The organism is Paenibacillus xylanilyticus (assembly GCF_013359935.1).
Taxonomy (GTDB): Bacteria; Bacillota; Bacilli; order Paenibacillales; family Paenibacillaceae; genus Paenibacillus; species Paenibacillus xylanilyticus.
The window spans coordinates 527602-546079 of the sequence record NZ_JABMCB010000206.1 but is presented as its reverse complement, the minus strand read 5'-3'; the positions used below and the strand labels follow the sequence as shown (position 1 = coordinate 546079).

Sequence of the window (18478 nt, the reverse complement as noted above, 5' to 3'; positions counted from 1 at the left end):
GTCTGCTATGATGAACTCTATGTAATGAATCTTCAATGGAGAGAGGGCTCCTTCATGCGTCCATTTTACAAAAAATACATCTATATGCCATTTGTGAATCTAAGCTTCAGGTCCAAACTGTTTCTGGTATTTGTTCTGGTCACCATTATTCCGATGATGCTGTTGGTTTATTTTTCGTTTGAACTCACCAAATCCAAGCTGACCGAGCAGATTTACATCAATATGATGAATTCCACCGCACAGATTACCAAAAACTTGGAAAATAAATTGGACAGCTATGAGCATATTTCAGCCTCTATTTATCTGGATAATCGACTAGCCAATTACCTGACGTCTGAATATCAGGATGATCCTTCCTATTTGGATGTCTATAATTATATTGGTAATCGCATCGATACCATCATGGCTGCCTACCCTGATTTTGATAGCGCATTCATTTACTCGGACAACCCATCCCTACCCAAAGATCATTATTATATCAAGCCCATTACACCTGAGGTTCAAGAGACCGAACTATACCAGAAACTGCAGCAGTCGTACGGTAATATTGTTCACCTCTCCTCCCCGATAACAGAGGAAGGTCCCGCTATGTTTACCCTTGCGAGGCTGCTGAACAATAATAGCAATCAATATCCCTATGGCATGCTCGTATTCCAAATTTCCGAGTCTGTTATCTATTCGTTAATGGAAAAGGAAGCCGGAGGCAAAGATATCTTTATCATGAATGACCAAGGCATTATTTTATCATCTGCAGACAAAAAGTTAATCAATACCCGTTTGCCGGAACTGCTTCAGCAAAACTTCGGAGAATCTCTTTCCGGCAGATTTGACACGACCTATCAGGGGGTCAAGGCACTCGCCGTATATAACACGCTGAAAAATGGCTGGAAAACGGTTTCCATCTTTCCTTATGACAGCATTATCAAGGATGCCAAATCATTGTCACAGCTCATTATCAAAATTTCTCTCGGCTTTATTGGTGTAGCCCTGTTACTGATCTATATTACCGCTTCGCTGTTCAGCAAACGCATCAGGACGTTAATCCGGATGATTCGGCGGATCGAACGCGGCGACTTTAATCCAACGCATGAAGAACAACTGGGCAGTGATGAGATAGGCCAGCTTCATTTTGCTTTTCAGCAAATGACAACCCGTTTGAGAAGTCTCATTACCGAGGTATATCAGAAGGAGCTGCAGAGTAAAGAGGCCGAACTCGATCTTCTGCAAGCCCAGATCAACCCTCATTTTCTGTATAACACGTTGGGCTCGATCTCTTCTCTCGCCATAAAACATCAAGATCCCCAAATTCAGGAGATGGTTCTGAATTTGGCCAAGTTTTATCGGATATCACTGAATAAAGGTAAAAGCATTCTAACCATTAACGAGGAAGTAAAACTGACTCAGAGTTACAATGCCATTCAGCTCATTCGGTTCAAGGGACAGCTGAATTTCATCTATACTATCGATCAAACGGTTTTGCCTTACTCCACTGTCAAGCTTGCTCTGCAGCCATTTGTGGAGAACGCGATTATTCATGCCATTTGGAATCAGGAAAGGCCACTGAATATTCACATCAAAGGGGTCGTCGAAAATAATTCAATTATTCTCTCCGTCATAGATGACGGCATGGGCATGTCGCGTGATACCCTTCAATCACTGCTTGAAGACAAACCAGGACGAGGTTATGGGATATCCAACGTAGATCGACGGATTAAGCTGAAATTTGGTGAATATTACGGTGTAAAAGTATACAGCCGACTGGGTGCGGGGACGACCATACGAATCATCCTTCCCCAGAATCAAGTTCAGGTCTGATAGCTCACGAATTCTTAATTGAAATACATAAATAAGGCTGCGGATCACTCCGCAGCCCCCAGAATTACTTCAAAATCAGGTTATAGATGACCTGTGCCGCTTCTGCCCGGGAAGCGATCTCTTTGGGTCCAAACTGCCCCTGCCCTTTCCCTTGAATCAGGCCAAGATTGGCAGCTGTCATTATTGATGCATTTGCCCATGATGAAATCAGATTCATATCCGTGAATGCTGCATCCTTGGAAACTAGAGGGCCTTGTTTCCTTCCCAAGGCATATCCCTTCATCAGCATTACCGCCATTTCCTCACGAGTAATTGGTTTATCCGGTTCGAACTTATCCTGACTTTTGCCGCTTACAATTCCCGCCTTGTACGCGATGGAGATAGGCGAAGCATACCAGCGATCAGCCGTTACATCACGAAATTCCACTTCACCTGCTGATGTCAATCCCAGGGAATGTACAAGCATGGAAGTGAATTCGGCTCGTGTAACCGCACGTCCTGGTTCATACAGGTCTCCGCTTGTACCTTCAACAAGCAGCTTGGCCGCCAACTCCTTGATGACGGGGCTCGCCCAGTGGTAGGCAGGGACATCCGTAAAGGTGCGATCCAGCTCCAAAACAGCATATGTGCTGAAGTCGCTGATTTCTCCAGTGAGTACATTAGCTGCATACTCCCCATGAATAAAATCAAGCCCGCCATGATCCGCAATAGCATAAATGCCGCCCTGTGTGGGATTGAAACCTTCCATTGCACTTAGACCCAGGACGAATGGTTTTTCAACATTGGAAAGTGTTTCGCTTAAGCCCGATTTACTCTGAACCGATAAACTAAACTCGTAGATCCCTCCCTTCAGCGATACCTTTGCACGTGACCTGGTCTGCACTCCAGCAATGACCTCATTGGCTCTACTGCCAAGCGAAACCATTTTGAGAGAAATCGTGCTGTCTTCCCGCTGCCCTTCTGGCAGCTTATTTAGAAGCTGCTGCAGCACCTCAGCAGGGATGTGGAGACTTAGCTTACCCGATTCCACTGCCAACGTGTAGTTTCCGAGCTGGCGGACAATAGCAGAAGATAACTGCACTTCCTTCGTATCTGCCTTGATCTCCACTACAGCTTTTCCAGCCTCCCTGTTGATTTGCAGCATATCTGCCGTGATCGTCAGGGTTGTAGTGACAACACCTTGGTTCGGGATGTTCCCAGACGTAGTGTTGTTATGATTATTGCCAAGGCTGCCTGAGTTTTCGGGAGTCCCAGGGCTTTCCGGATTTGATGGATTTCCAGGGTTTCCAGGGGTATTCGTGTTTTTCGTTAACTTCACCAATCTCGATTCAGCTGGTTCAAGAGCTGCCGACCATGAACCCGAGACGGAAGAAACTTCTCCTGACCATAGGTCTGTTAGCGAGTAAGATTGGGAAGCATTCAGTCCGGCGCGTTCAAAGTCAACCGTTCGGGCTGTCGAATTGGCAGCACTGTAATTAAATATGGCAAGGTAATAATCTTCGCCATCCTTGAGCACAAACGTATCTGCAGCATTCGCGTTGGTATTACCTTCAAGCGGCTTAAATGCCTTCCCCTTCAGCGCAACATTCAGAACCTCCATATTGTTATACAAGGCAGTCATATATTCCTGAGCTTTTGGATCGTTCACATCATCGGAATCCATCATCACAGTCCCGGCAATTACACCAGAGTTAACCCGGCTGCGGGCTTCGGCCAAACTTGAAGCACGGCTTAATACCAGATGGTCAGGGTCTGTATAGGAATAAATGGTTCCATTTTGCCAGAAGCCATAGGTTAATGAATTCAGCATATATTCTGTCTCATTGATATTGCCGTAGGTATCGCAGGAGATGCGTCTGCTGTGAGCATATTGGCTTGGAAAGATCGGTGCAATGGATGCGCTAATGAACATTTTTCCATCCAGCCGGTCTTCAACATAACGCATGCCTTCATTGTACGCCTGGATGCCAGTGGATACTTTCGGGTCAACATGTGTTCCTTCCAGAGAGCCGTGGGTCAGAAAATCCAGTTTGATGAAGGTGAACCCGAGATTCTTGAACTTATCTAGGAAGTAATTCATCCGCATTTTGGCTCCCGGATGCGTTACATCCAGTGGATAGGCACCATCCAAGGTAGGCAGAGGATCACCCGCATTGTCCTTAAGCACAATATCGCCATACGTATACTGGTTATTGGTGCCTTCAACGATCTGGCTCATATTGTTACCCCAGTACACAAAAGGAGCCCAATAGATCCCTGCTTGCTGACCGTTGCCCTTAATTACAGATACAGCCTGTGCAAGCTCTTCATCGCTCAAATTGTCCCAGTAGGAATCCATGTTGATAAAGACATTGCCGTTATTGTTGAATTTGTTCAAATGGTTCTTAAAGTAGTTGGAGACATCCACAACGTTCTGGTAAGACAGTGTGCTGCCATATGCTCCCCAGCTATTCCAGCCGACTGGAACGCCTTGCGGAAGCTGCGGATTCAATTTCAGCGGCGGAGTTATAATTGCATTGGCCTTCCCATACTCTTCAAGTCCTGTCCGGTAATCACTGAACCCTCCCACCATAATCAGCGGCGAGGACAGCTCCGTGCCAGTCAGACTGCCATGTGGCTGCGTATCACGGGTAACATCACTCGCAGCCCCTCCATAAACGATAAGCTCATGAAGGCGATTAGCAGATCCTTTCCAATCAATACCTGTCTTCCAGGTATCATGGGTCACAGAACCAATCACCAATCCGTTGCGTGTTGCGTTATTAAAGATGGCGGTCATTTCATAACTGGTATCTGCGCGATTCATCGTTTGGGATTTGTAACGAATCCAGGCATCATTGTCAAAAGGCACAGTGAGGACACGATTATCTGCGCTATCCCCAATGTCCACCCCACCCGTATTGCTCACGGTAATCGGGGATATATAATTGCTCATGATCTCCATTTCGCTAATTGCACTCAGGCTGGTCAGAAAATACGTCTTATCTTCATAGAAACGATAAACCTGCTTCAATGTCGGTTTGCCAGCCGATGTATGAACAAATGCAAGTTCAATCCCTTTGCCGAATTCGTCTTCCAATTCCCTCGGTGCACCAGCACTTGCATGACTCTCATAATCTTTGCTCTCCACGAGAGCTTCGCCCATTTTAATACTGCTGTATACACCTCGAAGCTTCTGTCCGTCCGCCCAGCTATACCCGGCAAGGCCTGTCTGGGTATTATAAGATACTTCATAATGTTCATTGGATATGAGAAATCCGTACGTATAATCCGTTACCGATATTGCTCCATATTGATGCGTATCGCCTGGTATCCCCAAGTCGTCTTCTTCGTTAGGATTCCCGGGTTCCTCTTCATTGTCTTCCAATCCGACAATGACAATCTTGTCGATGTCAGGGGAGTACCAGTTGTTATCGTCGATCAGGATCGTGTTACTCCCTGCGTTCAGGGGCAGCGTCACAGTATAACTTCCCACGGTATCCCAATCCACAGTCTTCGGTGGTTCCTCAAATTGCTTCGATCCACCATTGGCACTAATATTAAACGGCCGGGGATCACCCGAAATGTAGTAAACATCGACTTTATAACTTCCCGACTCGCTCACCGTTACATTGTTGAATTGTAATGAGCTGCCTTGGTACATGCCTCCGACCTTCTTGCCTCCTGAAGCAGACGGGCTATCCGAGACAGAGGCATTTCCACTCAGCGTATTTCCTTCCGCCTCGGCTTCATAGCTATTCGCGTCGTTCGCATGGACCATGCCTGCAATCGGACCAATGCCTGTCACGAGAGAGAAGATCAAGAGGAACACAAAGGCTTTTTTCAGGACACATTTAAACATAACATTCCTCCAAATTCATAATGATTGGGCTATCGCTGCGTTTACTTTGTCCATTTAAGCAGTAGCACTTGTTATTGTAATCGCTTTCAAATTATTATAAAATGCTCATCCTCCTTCTCTGTTTTTCCATGAACCCTTGTTCCTTGTTTCGCATTGCCCGCTGTCTGAATTCCTATTATTGGGGCTGAATGATTAGGTTACATGCCTAATTGTAAAAAGAGAAATGGCAATGATCCATATCCCAATTTTACAATTCGTATCGGAATGTCTCTTTCATTGATTAGAAGAATCAGATCTTGAACGATCAGATTGTTTTTCTATATTCATTTGGCGTAACCCCCTCATTTTTAAGAAAAAGGGAAATGAAATAAGATGTGCTCTCGTAACCTACTCTCTGTGCAATATCATGAATCTTCAGTGAGCCGTCTGCCAGCATCTCCCTAGCTTTACCAAGCCGGATACGAGTCAAATAATCATGGATGGTCATTCCTGTTTTATCTTTGAAAATGGATCGCAAATAGTTTGGCGACAGATAAACCTGTTCAGACAGGCTGTTGATGGTAATGGGGTGATTATAATTTTGATCAATAAGGGTCCGCACCTTATGAATCAGTTTCTCATTTTTGTCCATAAACCGCTCGCCCAGCAGACTCACGGCATTTCCTGCCGCATCCAGGATCAGGCACTCAATCTCATGCAGCGAGGGCGCATTATAAATGGAGTGGAATAGTTCCGCTCGTTGAACCCCCTTCGCAATCGGTTCCTGAACCTGTTCCAGCAATTCATCCACAAGGCCTATGGACCAGTCACATATGATCTTCTTTTTCATACGCATTGCAGCCAGGGTCTCAAAATATCGGTGCAGCTTCTGTGCCGTCCATTCAAAATCCAGTCGATGAATAGCCTCAAACCACTCCTGCTTATCAAAGGACGGCATATCTTCGCTGTACAATTGACTCGTTACGCCTTCCGCATGAATCATCGTTCCGGTTCCTTCATAAAAACGTTCGCTCAAGATCACACGCATTTGCTCATATAGGCAATGAATATTGAATAATACCATTTCTTGGCCGCCTACAGCAGCAGTCACCGTGAAATCCAGCGCACTTCGCATGGCAGCCGCCAAGTCTTCCCAGGCATAATATCCAGGCTGAAGATCTGCCTCTATAAATAGCCCTGTCTCGCCTTCTTTGTAAGCAACAAAGATAACCTCCAGATTCTTCGCTTTAAAGTAGAAATTCAGATAAGACACCAGCCTGCCAGTGCAATCCTCCAGACTTAACTGCTCCCCCTCCACCTCAATGGGATCGATGCTGAACAAGGCCAGTGAATAACGCGATGTCGCGGGCAAACGGGTTAACCGGCTAAAATCGGATGCCAGTTCTGCAGCACGAGTCACATCTTTTTCGTAGGACAGCTCCTTCAAAAGGTTGGCTTTGGCCGCCTCTGTGGAACGTCTTTTCATGCCAACTTCCTCACAGCGCTGCTTCACCTTCGATATAACGCTTTCAATTTCACTTGGATCAAGTGGTTTTAGCAAATATCCGACAGCTCCTACATTAAGGGCCGATTTCACATAATGGAATTCATCGTGTCCCGTCAGAAACATCACTTGAATGGAGTCGTACAACTCATGTATTTTTCTAGCCAAATCAATTCCATTCATAATTGGCATCTGAACATCGGTAAGTACAATATCAGGCTGAGTGGCCTCGATCTTCTCCAAGGCCTCCCTGCCATTGCTTGCTGTTCCAATAATGTAGATCCCCATCTCTTCCCAGCGGATATAATCTCTCATCATCTCAAGTCCAAGCTCTTCATCGTCTACGAGGAAAATGCTGTACATCGAAGTCCCCTCCCATTTGATCTGTCTGTTTCTCTATTATATGTTTTTCCCTCCGTTCGACCAGATCGATTTATTATGAAGGTGTTTATCAGTTTGAAATTAGGGTTCTAACAACTCCAGCTGAGCGTTGAATTTGTAATTTACTCCCACTTCGGCATGAAGGGTCGTTCTAAGCTCTCCTCTGCTAATCGTAAATGTTCCAGGTGAAAAGGTACGAATTGTAGCCGACTTCAACTCCCCGTTCTCCCAGACTGCATCAACTTCGGCATTGCCTTTGGCTCTTAACCCGGATACCTCTCCCTTATTCCAAGCTTGCGGCAGAGCTGGCAGCAGATGAATCTCGCCATCATAACTTTGCAGCAGCATTTCCGCAATAACGGCGGTTCCTCCAAAATTCCCATCAATGACAAAAATATTGGTTTCTGCGCCGGCAATGCCCGACTTCGAATAGGTCAACAGATTATCGAAACACAGCCCACTGATGAGGTGGGAGATATGTTTGTAGGCCATCTCTCCGTCATGCAGCCTGGCAAAGCCAAGCCCAAACAGGGCCGCCGTAAATTCCACATCCTCCAATTCTTCCTGCTGCATCCGGTTCTGCATCATCACTCTTGCTGCCGAACTGAGTTCAGGTGTCCGGTCCGGTGTGATCTGATGACCTGGATACAAGGCGAATAGATGTGACATATGTCGATGCTCCGGCTGTGCTTCCTCATAATCCTCCAGCCATTCCTGCAGCTGTCCTTTCTTCCCAATCTGCAGCGGCGGCAGCTTGGCAATGGCTTCCTTCAATTTTCGTCCAAGTTCCTCATCCCGATCCAGCAGTTCCACCGACTTCAGACAAAATTCGAACAGCTCACGTACCAGAATCTGGTCCAATGTCGTTCCCATCGAGAGCTGGTGCACGGTACTGCCAGAATGATCAGGATAGAAATGATTCTCTGGGGAGTTGGAAGGACCGGTCACCAGCCAGCCATATTGGGGATGAACACTCATATAATCCAGATAAAAGGCTGCGGCTTCTTTAAGCACGGGATAGGCCGCTTTCTCCAGAAAAACAAGGTCTTGGCTATATTCATAATGCTCAATCAATTGAGTGGCAAGCCACAGTCCGCCTGTAACATTCAACCCCCACGAAGTATCCCATCCAGGAAGTGTGAATCCCCAGACGTTGGAGAATACATGCGCAACCCAGCCTTCGCTTCCATATAAGTTACGAGCCGTTGATCTACCCGCTGCTGCCAGATCTTCAATATATCTCGTCAGCGGTAGATGACAGTCTCCCAAATTCGTAATCTCCGTTGGATAATAGTTCATTTGGGTGTTGATATCCAGGTGATAATCACAGCTCCATCCCATACGACAGGCCTCTCCGTCATTCCATATTCCCTGAAGGTGCAGCGGCAGCGGAGAATTGGTGCGGGAACCGGCAATGGTCAGATACCTGCCGTATTGCAGGAACATCGCAAACAGCTGTGGATCATCGCTTCCGCCCCTCGCGAGCAATTGGATGCGCTGATCCGTAGGCAGATCGGCTTTGCTTGCCGTCCCAAGATGAATGCTAACCTTGTCGTACTGCTCGCTGTAGTCCCCGATATGATCCCTTCTCAGCAGAGCATAGCCTTTGTCCACTGCCTTTTCCATCGTGAGAAGGCTCTCCTTTTTCCACGCCGCTTCAGCACGGTGATAATCCGTGCTGACTGTGAAGTAAATCCAGGCCTCATCCGCTCCAGCGACAGTCAACTTTCCGTTTTCTCCAGTAACCGTACCACCAGTCACGACAACCTTCACATAACCTTCGGCCCACACACCGCATTTGCCGTTGCTATGGACATTCTCTGTTGCCTGACCGTTGAATTCCAGTGTGCCGTCATTTAGAACGGCACATTGGAACGATTCCGTGCCTCCCTCCAAGCCGAGGGTAAAGGATACGCCTCCGGAGGCATCACTCCAAACCCTGGAGGCAACCAGATCATCGACATGGGATGCAAAAACCTCACGGTTCAGCGTTGCATTGTTGTTCCTCCAGACTGTCTTCACCAGTGCCTGGTTCAAATCCAGCTCGCGCCGGAAGCTTTCCGCTTCCATGTGGTCCGGGCTCTTCTCGGCAAAATGGATAACAACCTCGCATAACCCCAGATTCGTTCCGAAATTTTGCTTTTTCGGCTGCAGATACTGCTTGGCAAGACGATCACCTTCATCATAATTGCCCGCGTAGAAATGACGCCGCATCTCCTCCAGCGCTGCTTTTCCTCCTTCAAAAGCAGGCTCCGGGTCTGTTTGCCCTGACCAGTAGGTAACCTCACTCATACTCCATACTTCACGATGTGGTGATGCCATGACAACCGCACCCATCCTCCCGTTACCCAGCGGCAGACCCTGAGACCAATTCACTGCAGGGGTGGAATACCACAATGTAAAATCGTCCATTTCATACCCTCCTCTTAAAAATGGATAAGCTGTTAATACGTTGGAAAAACAAATAAAACGCGCTGTCTGTATCGAACAAAAGCGCGCATATTATTTGATAGAGTTGAAGTAACTGTCAGCTTCCTTTAACCGTCAATCTATAAATTTTGGACTCTGCCTGTTCCAATGTTACGTTCAGATCACCAGAGCTTTCTCCCTGTACTCCTTCCCACAGTTCCTCATAACTGTAAATGGTACTGGCATCAAGTCCGGCTCGTTTCAGAGATATTGTTTTGTGTACCACACGTGCAGCATCGAAATTAAAAACAGCCAGATAGAAGCTTTGTTCTTCAACCAATTCAAGTACAAACACGTCTGAAGCCCCTTTGCCGCAATCTCCCTCAACCGGACGGAAGGTTTGGCCCAGTCGGGCAACATTCATGATTTTGTTGTTTGCAAGCCACTCTTTTGCCCGTTCCCCAGCCTCCGCTTGACGGAAATCATCTCCGAGCAGCAATACCGTACCGGCAATCACCGAAGCAGTCAGGCGGCTTCTCCCTTCCTGCAAGCCAGTCGCTTCCTGGTTGAAGCTCTTGTACAGTACCGAATGATCCGGATCATTGTATCGGTACAATGTATTATTCATCCACCATCCATGGGTCAGTGAGTTTAATAAATATTCCGTATCCTTAAGCGTGCCGAAGACATCGCAGGAAATGCGGCGACTGTGGGCGAAGGCGTACGGAAACAGCGGTGCAATGGACAGGTTAATGAAGAATGGCCGACCAATGGCTTCCGGTGAAAGTTTCTGCTGCAAGTAAGACATGCCATAGTGGTAAGCTGCAATCCCTGTCGTGATCTCCGGGTCATGATGCTGTCCTTCCAATGCACCGTGAGCGAGGAAGTCCAGTTTGATATACTCAAATCCTTCCGATATGAATTTGTTCGCGAACCAGTCGATTCTTAACCGGTTCCCTGGATGTGTCGGGTCAATGGCCAAACCACCATCCACATCCGGTAAAACCTCACCTTCACTGTCCCGCAGCAATATATCCCCGTAGGTATACTGGCCATCCGTCCCTTCCACGACTTGACTGAATTGTTCCGGGCTGCCCCAGAAGGCAAATGGCGTCCAATACGTTCCAGCTCGGTGTCCGTTTTGCCGTACCCGATCCAATGCATCCTTCATTTCTTCGGGTGTAAAGTTATCCCAGAAGGCATCAAAGTTGATGTACAGGGTGCCTTCATTCTGAAACCCCAAAGGCTGTACTTCCTTTTTCAAAAAATCACTGGTCGACGTATATAAATCGTAGTCCAGTTCACTCATTGCGGCAGACCAACTGTTCCAGCCGACCGGCACTCCTCCTTCCCATTGCAGTGGGGCCTCTATCCAGGTATTGGCACGGCCGTAAGCTTCGAGTCCCTCTCGGTAGTCTTCATAAAATCCGATAAATACGAGCGGTGATTCGATTCTCTTTCCCTTCACATAACCGTGAGGCTGAAAATCGCGGGTCAACTCGCTGACGGCACCGCCGTAAAGATCAAGTTCGTCGATGTGCCCACTCCGTTCGCTTTTGAACCGAATTCCTGTTTTCCACACCTTATGGGTGAGAGAGCCCATAATGATTCCACGGCGGCTGTCTGGCTCGAATAATGCTGCAGCTTCATAGCTTTCGACGTCCAGTGGCGGTTTTACGACCGTATATCGGACCCATTTATCGTTGTCAAAGGGCACGCGCAGAATGCTGAGTCCTTGCTGTTGAGCTTCACCGATGCCAAGTGATATTTGTTTGGTTTGAATGACCGCAAAGCGATTCACCTTGATCTCGCCATCACTATCAATGGTGCTCTGTACCAATACGAACGGTAATGATTCGTATATATAGAAATGTTGTTCCAACCTCGGCAGCATGGATGCCTGATGCAGGATCACCAAATGCACCCCTTTGCCAAAGCCTTCCCGGACAATGGTTTCCTTGCTCTTCAGCTCATGGCTCTGATAATGTTCTGTACTGTACTCCCGACCTTGCCAGCGAAAAGCACTGCGGAAATTCTGAATATGGCCAGAGAAATTGTCATTGCATGAAGCTTCACCATTTCCAAGATGAATCTCCAGGCTTACGTGGTTATTGCTCACCCGGATCAAAGTGTCATCCTGCTGCTCCACCCGCACTGCTGTATTGCTAGTTAGCATTCATATGCCTCCTCCATATTGCATGGTTAGTTGGTAGGAGTGGTTATTTTATTCGCCATCCCAAGTCTGCCCTCATTATAAAGACAGGCCAGGGCGTAATCCATGCACCGATCTTCCGATCCATATCGCGATTTAACACACTTCTTGGCCTTAATGCTGATCGTCCGCTGCAACGTGGTATGTCTGACCGGCAGATGTCGGAAATTTTATCGTGAATGCATCAATGCGGGCCGTATCCATCAGGTTCCCATTCATGGTGACGATGAGCGGGACATTACTGCGAAGGGTGCAATCCATACCCAGCAGGGAAGTGATATGTGCTTCCGCGAGCTCTCCCCTGTCCCAACTAATGCTAACTTCGAATCCACCCCTGGCACGCAGTCCAGCGACGCTGCCCTTCTGCCATGCATCCGGTAACGCCGGAAGCAATTCAAGGTACGGGCGATGAGATTGCAGCAGCATCTCGGCAATGCCGGCCGACGCGGCAAAGTTGCCATCGATCTGAAAAGGCGGATGCGCGCCAAGCAGATTGGCATATATGCCGCCATGGTTGTATTGCTCTGATTCCCCGTCCTTGACCAGACGAAGCATGTTGGAGAGCAGACGCAGGGAACGGTTCCCATCTCCGAAACGACTCCAGAGGGCAACTCGCCACCCCAAACTCCAGCCTGTGCTCTCGTCTCCGCGCCGCTCCAGTGAGGTTCTGGCAGCAGCATACAGCGCCGGTGTTTCCTCCCGGGACAACTGCCGCCCGGGGTATATGCCTACGAGGTGCGAGGTATGCCGATGGTACGTATCCTCGTCTTCAAAATCCTTCGACCATTCCTGCAGTTGTCCATATTTACCGACCTGCAGCGGCTGCAGACGTTTGCGGACATTCTCCAGTTCCATCCTGAAATCGGGGTCAATACCCAGCCGTTCCGATGCTTCTATGCAGTTGGTGAACAACTCCCAGATCAGGGAGATATCCATGGTTGAACCCGAACTGACCGCTGCTGCGCCTCTCGGTGTACGAAATTTATGCTCCGGGGAAGTAGACGGAGAAGTCGTAAAACTTCCGCTGCCGTCTTCAATGAGCCAGTCCAGTGCAAACAGTGCAGCCTCCTTCATAACAGGATAGGCAGTTGTCCTCAAATACGCTTCGTTTCCGTTAAAAGCGTAATGCTCCCATACATGCTGAGTCAGCCATACGCCACCCATCGGCCAATACGCCCAGCCTGGATCACCGTCTCCGTAATTACCAACCGGGGCCGTCTGTGCCCAGAGATCCGTATTATGATGCGCCGTCCAGCCACGGGTACCATAGTTGACTCGGGCAGTCTCGGCACCTTTCTTCGCCAGATTGCCGATCATATCCAGCAAGGGTGTATGGCATTCCGCCAAATTGCAGATTTCGGCCGGCCAGTAATTCATCTCGGTGTTAATATTCAATGTATAATTGCTGCTCCAAGGTGGACGGGTAAATGCATTCCATATCCCCTGGAGATTGGCAGCCTGTGTTCCAGGGCGCGAACTGGAGATCAGCAAGTAACGTCCATAATGAAAGAGCAGCTCCACAAGTCCCGGATCTTCAGCTGCATAGGTCGTGATCCGCTGACTGGTAGACATCCCTTCCGGAGCAAGCGGCGTACCGAGCTGAAGTTTTACTCTGTCAAACAGTGAGCGATAATCCGAAATATGTGAATCCCGCAAGCTTGCATAGGATTGGCTTGTCGCAGCGTTCAGAAATGAACCCGCAATGGCCGAGGCGTCTTTCCCTTCCACTCCAGGTATTTTGTCATAACCATTAAAACTCGTAGCCGCACTGAAGTAGAAAGTGGCAGCCGTTGCACCCAACAGATGTATTCCTTGGCCATCCACGGTTACCTCTCCATCCTCCGCTGTCACAGCCAGCTGTCCTTCAAAAACCATGCCCTTGGGGTCACCCGGTTCGCCGTATTTAATGGGATTATCACTTGCAACATAACTGGGCTCCACATGATCTGGTGCAGTTCCTGACAGAACGAACCGATCCCCCTGTACGTGAAGGGTATATCGAAGCGGGCTGTCCAGCGTGGCGTGCACATTCAGTGCTCCTGAATCACTTGCCGTCAGTCGAAGTGCAAGCACCTGATGAGGATAGGAAGCAAACATTTCTCGTTTATACGTGACATTTCCAACCTGGTATTCGAGGCTGTGTAGTGCATTTTCCACATCCAGCGTCCGCTTGTAGGAATGATGGATGCTCCCATGCTCGAAACGCAGAAGCAAATCTCCAAAGGGCAAATACGATTGAGTGTATGGTCCCAGCATCTCTTTCGTCAACGTATCTGCTTCCAGATAACGCTCCTCCTGAATCAGCTTGCGGACCTTAGGCAAAACCTCTTTAGCCCCGGGATTGTTGCCCTCCATAGGGTATCCGGACCATAAGGTGTCTTCATTCAGACTGATCTTCTCCTGCTCCACTCCTCCGAAGATCATGCCTCCCAGACGGCCATTTCCTATGGGAAGTCCTTCGGTCCATACACTGGCGGGTTTATCATATTGAAGTTTCATGTGTTCTCTCCCTTCTTCCCCATTAAGTAATGGCACTGAATACATTGTCTCCAATGTCAACTTCCGTACAGGCTGTAATATGAACGAAGTTTTCAATGCTGGATTGCAATTCCCCTTCGTTAAAATGAGTTCCTCTCCTGAATGCAACGACAATGAGGTGCCCGGTCCATCCTGAGCACCTCATTGTCGATCTCACCTGTTACTTGGATGCCTCATAGGCTTTTTGCAAAATTTCGAGATAACGGTCCAACTTCAGATTTTCCAATCCTTTTACATACGTATCCCAATCCTTGTTGAGATCCTTGTTACCCGTGATGAATTGAAGCTGATTTTGTTCGATGTAGTTTCTGATATTCGTTTGCAGCAAACTGGCTTCATCAATCTCGGCCGGATCAATCCATACGGACCAGATCGGGAACAACTCCTCAGGCTCATGTCCTTCGTACAGGAGCGTGGCATCATAAAGTCTGCGCTCATAACCGTCCGAAGCATAGATATCCGTGCCTTGAACGAAGGTATCACGATATTCTTTGGGCATATAGAAATGAGCCATTCCGCTCCAGCCCGCATTACGCGGCGCTTCGCCCTCAGCCATAGGGATTTGTTTAACCATTGGCTTGGAATCCTTGCCCAGTGCCACATCACCCTCTACCGGATCGGTCCAATCGATTCCTTTCAGACCGCTTCCTCCATTCGTTTGACCTTCGGCAGTAAACATGTAGTCAACCATTTTGATCAGGGCGATTTGCGCCTCTTCGCTTGCTTTGTTGGTAATAACGAATTTGGCTCCTGGAGATACGCCGCCTCCGTCATGTGTCGCATAGGATATTCCGCTCGGTCCGGAAATTGGAGGTACAGGGTTATAATGTGCCGAGCGAGTATTCCCAGGATCAATATTTACGAAGATGGCCGGGTGCATGCCAGCACCGACGCCGAGAATTTCCGCATCCGCGTTTTCCCCAATTTTCTTGAAGGCTTCTGCGTTCTGTGTAAAAGCTCCTGGATCAATCAGACCCGCATCAAACAACGACTTGATGTAGGTCAATCCTTCCTTCCACTCCGGCGTAATGGCTGCCGATTGAACCTTTCCTCCAACCATCTGCAGGTAGTTGCGGTCATCGTCATACACGAATGCATTCATTAGAAAAGGAATGATTCTCACACCGAACTCCTCGATGGAGCCGCTGAGCGGGACTTCATCGGCTTTGCCGTTCCCGTTCGGGTCCTGTGTTTTGAATGCTTGCAGCACATTTTTGAACTCTTCTGTCGTGGTTGGCATCTCCAGATTGAGCTTTTTCAACCATTCGGTATTCATCCACATCTTGCTCGGGTACGAACAATGGAAACATTCCGTATAGGCAACCAGGCCATAAATATTGCCATCAGGTGCCGTGTTAAGCGTTTTCAAGTTAGAATTCTTTTCCATGGCTGCTTTGATGTTGGGAGCATATTGATCAATCAGATCATTCAGGGGCATGAGAACGCCCTGTTTGCCATATTTCAACAGATCCGCTTGTGAAAATTGATCAATGTAATGAGTAAGCAGGTAGGCATCGGGATAGTCACCACTCGCCAGCGAGATTTGGCGCTTTTCCTTGGCCCCATCTGACGGATTGATCTGCCAGTTGAATTTGATGTTGAACTTGTCTTCCACAAATTTGGTGAATTGGTTGGTGGGGATATCAATCCCCGATTCCTGTACGGAAAACACGCTGATGTTCACTGGATTGTCCCCTGTAGCCGGGTTTCCTGATTCCTGGCTGGACGAGGTGTCGCTCGAACATCCGCTCATTACAATCGTGAACGCCATAAGCAGCATGAGTATGGTTATCAGGCTTTTCTTCAAATCGGATCACTCCCTTTAGTAGTTTGCCGGGTAAGAAAATGATTCTGTACGTGCAAAGATGAGAATTAGCCCTTGATGGAACCAACCAGCATTCCCTGTACGAAATGGCGCTGTACAAACGGATATATCACAAGTACAGGTAATGTAGCGACCACAATCAAGGAATATTTTAGCAGCTCGGCAAGCTGCTGTCTCTCCACCATTTTCGCCGCATCCATCGCTCCTCCGCTGTTGTTCTGAATAATAATGCTGCGCAGGATCAGCTGCAATGGGAACAAGTCGGCCGATTTCAGATAAATAAGGGCATCGAAATAGGCATTCCATTGTCCAACCGCATACATGAGTACCAGCACGGCGATAATCGGCTTGGATAAAGGAAGGACAATGCTCCAGATAAACCGCATGTCACTGCATCCGTCCATCTCACTGGCTTCCAGCAATTCCTCGGGAATGGAGGATTTGAAGAATGAACGAGCAATGATGACCTGCCAGACCCAAATGGCATTAGGAATCAGCAGAGCCCACCGGGTGTCGATCAGGTGAAGCTGCTTCACCACCATATACGTGGGAATTAACCCCCCGCTGAATATCATCGTAAAGGTAATGATCATCATTAAGGCATTCCGGCCAAAAAAGCTTTTGCGTGATAACGGATAGGCGATCATGATGGTCAGGACCACACTGATGAGCGTACCAGCCACTGTATAAAAGATGGAGTTACCGTAGCCTGTTAGAATCTCAGGGGTATTGAATAATGCCTTGTAACCACTAAATGAAATATCTACCGGCCAGAGCCATACACGGCCCGAAGTGACGGCTGCCGGACTGCTTAACGAGCTGCTGATAATAAAAATCAAAGGATAGATGACCGCAAGCACAACGAGACTGAGCACAACATAGATGGTGATCAGGAACGCTCTGTCGGCGGCAGATTCCTTGATCCTTTTTTGTATAGTTGCTGCCACTTAAGACACTCCTTTCCTACCAGATACTGTTGTTGGTCACTCGTTTCGCCAACCCGTTCACGGTAACCAATAAAACGAGATTGATTAACGAGTTGAAAAGCCCGACCGCCGTCGCAAAGCTGTAGTTGGCATTCAGCAGGCCGATGCTATAAACATAGGTTGCAATGATTTCCGAGTTGGCGAGGTTGAGCGGATTCTGAAGCAGGTAGACCTTCTCAAAGCCGATGGCCATGACATTCCCTACATTGAGAATCAGAATGATAACGATGGTTGGCACAAGGCCTGGCAGGTCAACATGCCTGATCTTCTGAAAGCGGGAAGCTCCGTCCACTTTGGCCGCTTCATAGAGCGTCGGATCTATACCAGCGAGTGCTGCCAAATAAATGACCGAACTGTACCCCGCAGTCTGCCATATATCCGACCAGACATAGATCGATCGGAACATCCCTGGTTCACCCAGAAAATTGACCGATTCAAGCCCAAAGAAGTTAAGGGCAATGTTCGCAAAGCCAAGCCGCGGTGCCAGAAACAGCATGATGATGGATACCATTACGACCGTCGAGATGAAATAGGGTGCGAAGGATACGAGCTGGACGAATTTTTTGAACTTTGTGCTCCGAACCTCATTAATCATAAGTGCCAATATAATTGGAATCGGGAATCCCGCCAGCAGCAAATATCCGCTCAATATGATCGTGTTCTTGACCAGTGTCCAGAATAATGGATTCTCAAAGAATAAACGGAAGTTTTGCAAACCGACCCAAGGACTTCCCCATATTCCCTTAATGACGTTATAATCCTTAAAAGCAAGGACCGCATTGATCATCGGGTAATACTTGAAAATGAGAAAAAACAGCAATGGCGGAATAACGAGCAGATGCAATTGCCAGTGCTTCTTCATTTTCTTGCCGGCATTGCTCCAGATGCTCGTTCCTTTTCTCTGTGGCAATGACCTGTGATTCACAACAACTTCTTTCTCCAGAACAACCCCCCCTGACTACAGTCTGTGATGTGCAATGAATGATAG

9 protein-coding genes are annotated in these 18478 nt (G+C 47.9%); 1 reads left to right on the top strand and 8 read right to left on the bottom strand.

All coding sequences use genetic code 11. The features are described from left to right. Positions 1–54 precede the first annotated feature (54 nt). On the top strand, positions 55–1815 hold the full coding sequence (locus tag HP552_RS34380; protein ID WP_175399784.1) for a cache domain-containing sensor histidine kinase: 1761 nt from the start codon (positions 55–57) through the stop codon (positions 1813–1815). A gap of 64 nt (positions 1816–1879) precedes the next feature. Here HP552_RS34380 and HP552_RS34375 read toward each other — a convergent pair whose 3' ends face one another. The 8 genes from HP552_RS34375 to HP552_RS34340 form a co-directional block, all read right to left on the bottom strand. Next, positions 1880–5656 carry an S-layer homology domain-containing protein gene (locus HP552_RS34375; RefSeq protein WP_175399783.1) on the bottom strand — a complete coding sequence of 1259 codons (3777 nt, stop codon included), beginning with the start codon at positions 5654–5656 and terminating at the stop codon, positions 1880–1882. Between the two features lie 304 nt (positions 5657–5960). Continuing rightward, complete coding sequence (locus HP552_RS34370) at positions 5961–7502, bottom strand: response regulator (RefSeq protein ID WP_175399782.1); 1542 nt, start codon at positions 7500–7502, stop codon at positions 5961–5963. A 99-nt stretch (positions 7503–7601) separates the two neighbouring features. Next, positions 7602–9932: a glycoside hydrolase family 95 protein gene (locus HP552_RS34365; RefSeq protein WP_175399781.1), complete on the bottom strand. Its 2331-nt coding sequence runs from the start codon at positions 9930–9932 to the stop codon at positions 7602–7604. A gap of 115 nt (positions 9933–10047) precedes the next feature. Then, positions 10048–12105: an alpha-galactosidase gene (locus HP552_RS34360; protein WP_175399780.1), complete on the bottom strand. Its 2058-nt coding sequence runs from the start codon at positions 12103–12105 to the stop codon at positions 10048–10050. Positions 12106–12255: 150 nt separating this feature from the next. Next, complete coding sequence (locus tag HP552_RS34355; RefSeq protein WP_175399779.1) at positions 12256–14640, bottom strand: glycoside hydrolase family 95 protein; 2385 nt, start codon at positions 14638–14640, stop codon at positions 12256–12258. A 199-nt stretch (positions 14641–14839) separates the two neighbouring features. After that, on the bottom strand, positions 14840–16486 hold the full coding sequence (locus tag HP552_RS34350) for an extracellular solute-binding protein (RefSeq protein WP_175399778.1): 1647 nt from the start codon (positions 16484–16486) through the stop codon (positions 14840–14842). Positions 16487–16551: 65 nt separating this feature from the next. Then, positions 16552–17451: a carbohydrate ABC transporter permease gene (locus HP552_RS34345; RefSeq protein ID WP_175399777.1), complete on the bottom strand. Its 900-nt coding sequence runs from the start codon at positions 17449–17451 to the stop codon at positions 16552–16554. 16 nt (positions 17452–17467) lie between these two features. Next, positions 17468–18352 (bottom strand): ABC transporter permease, encoded by an 885-nt coding sequence (locus HP552_RS34340; RefSeq protein WP_175399869.1) that lies wholly within the window; start codon positions 18350–18352, stop codon positions 17468–17470. Positions 18353–18478 lie beyond the last annotated feature (126 nt).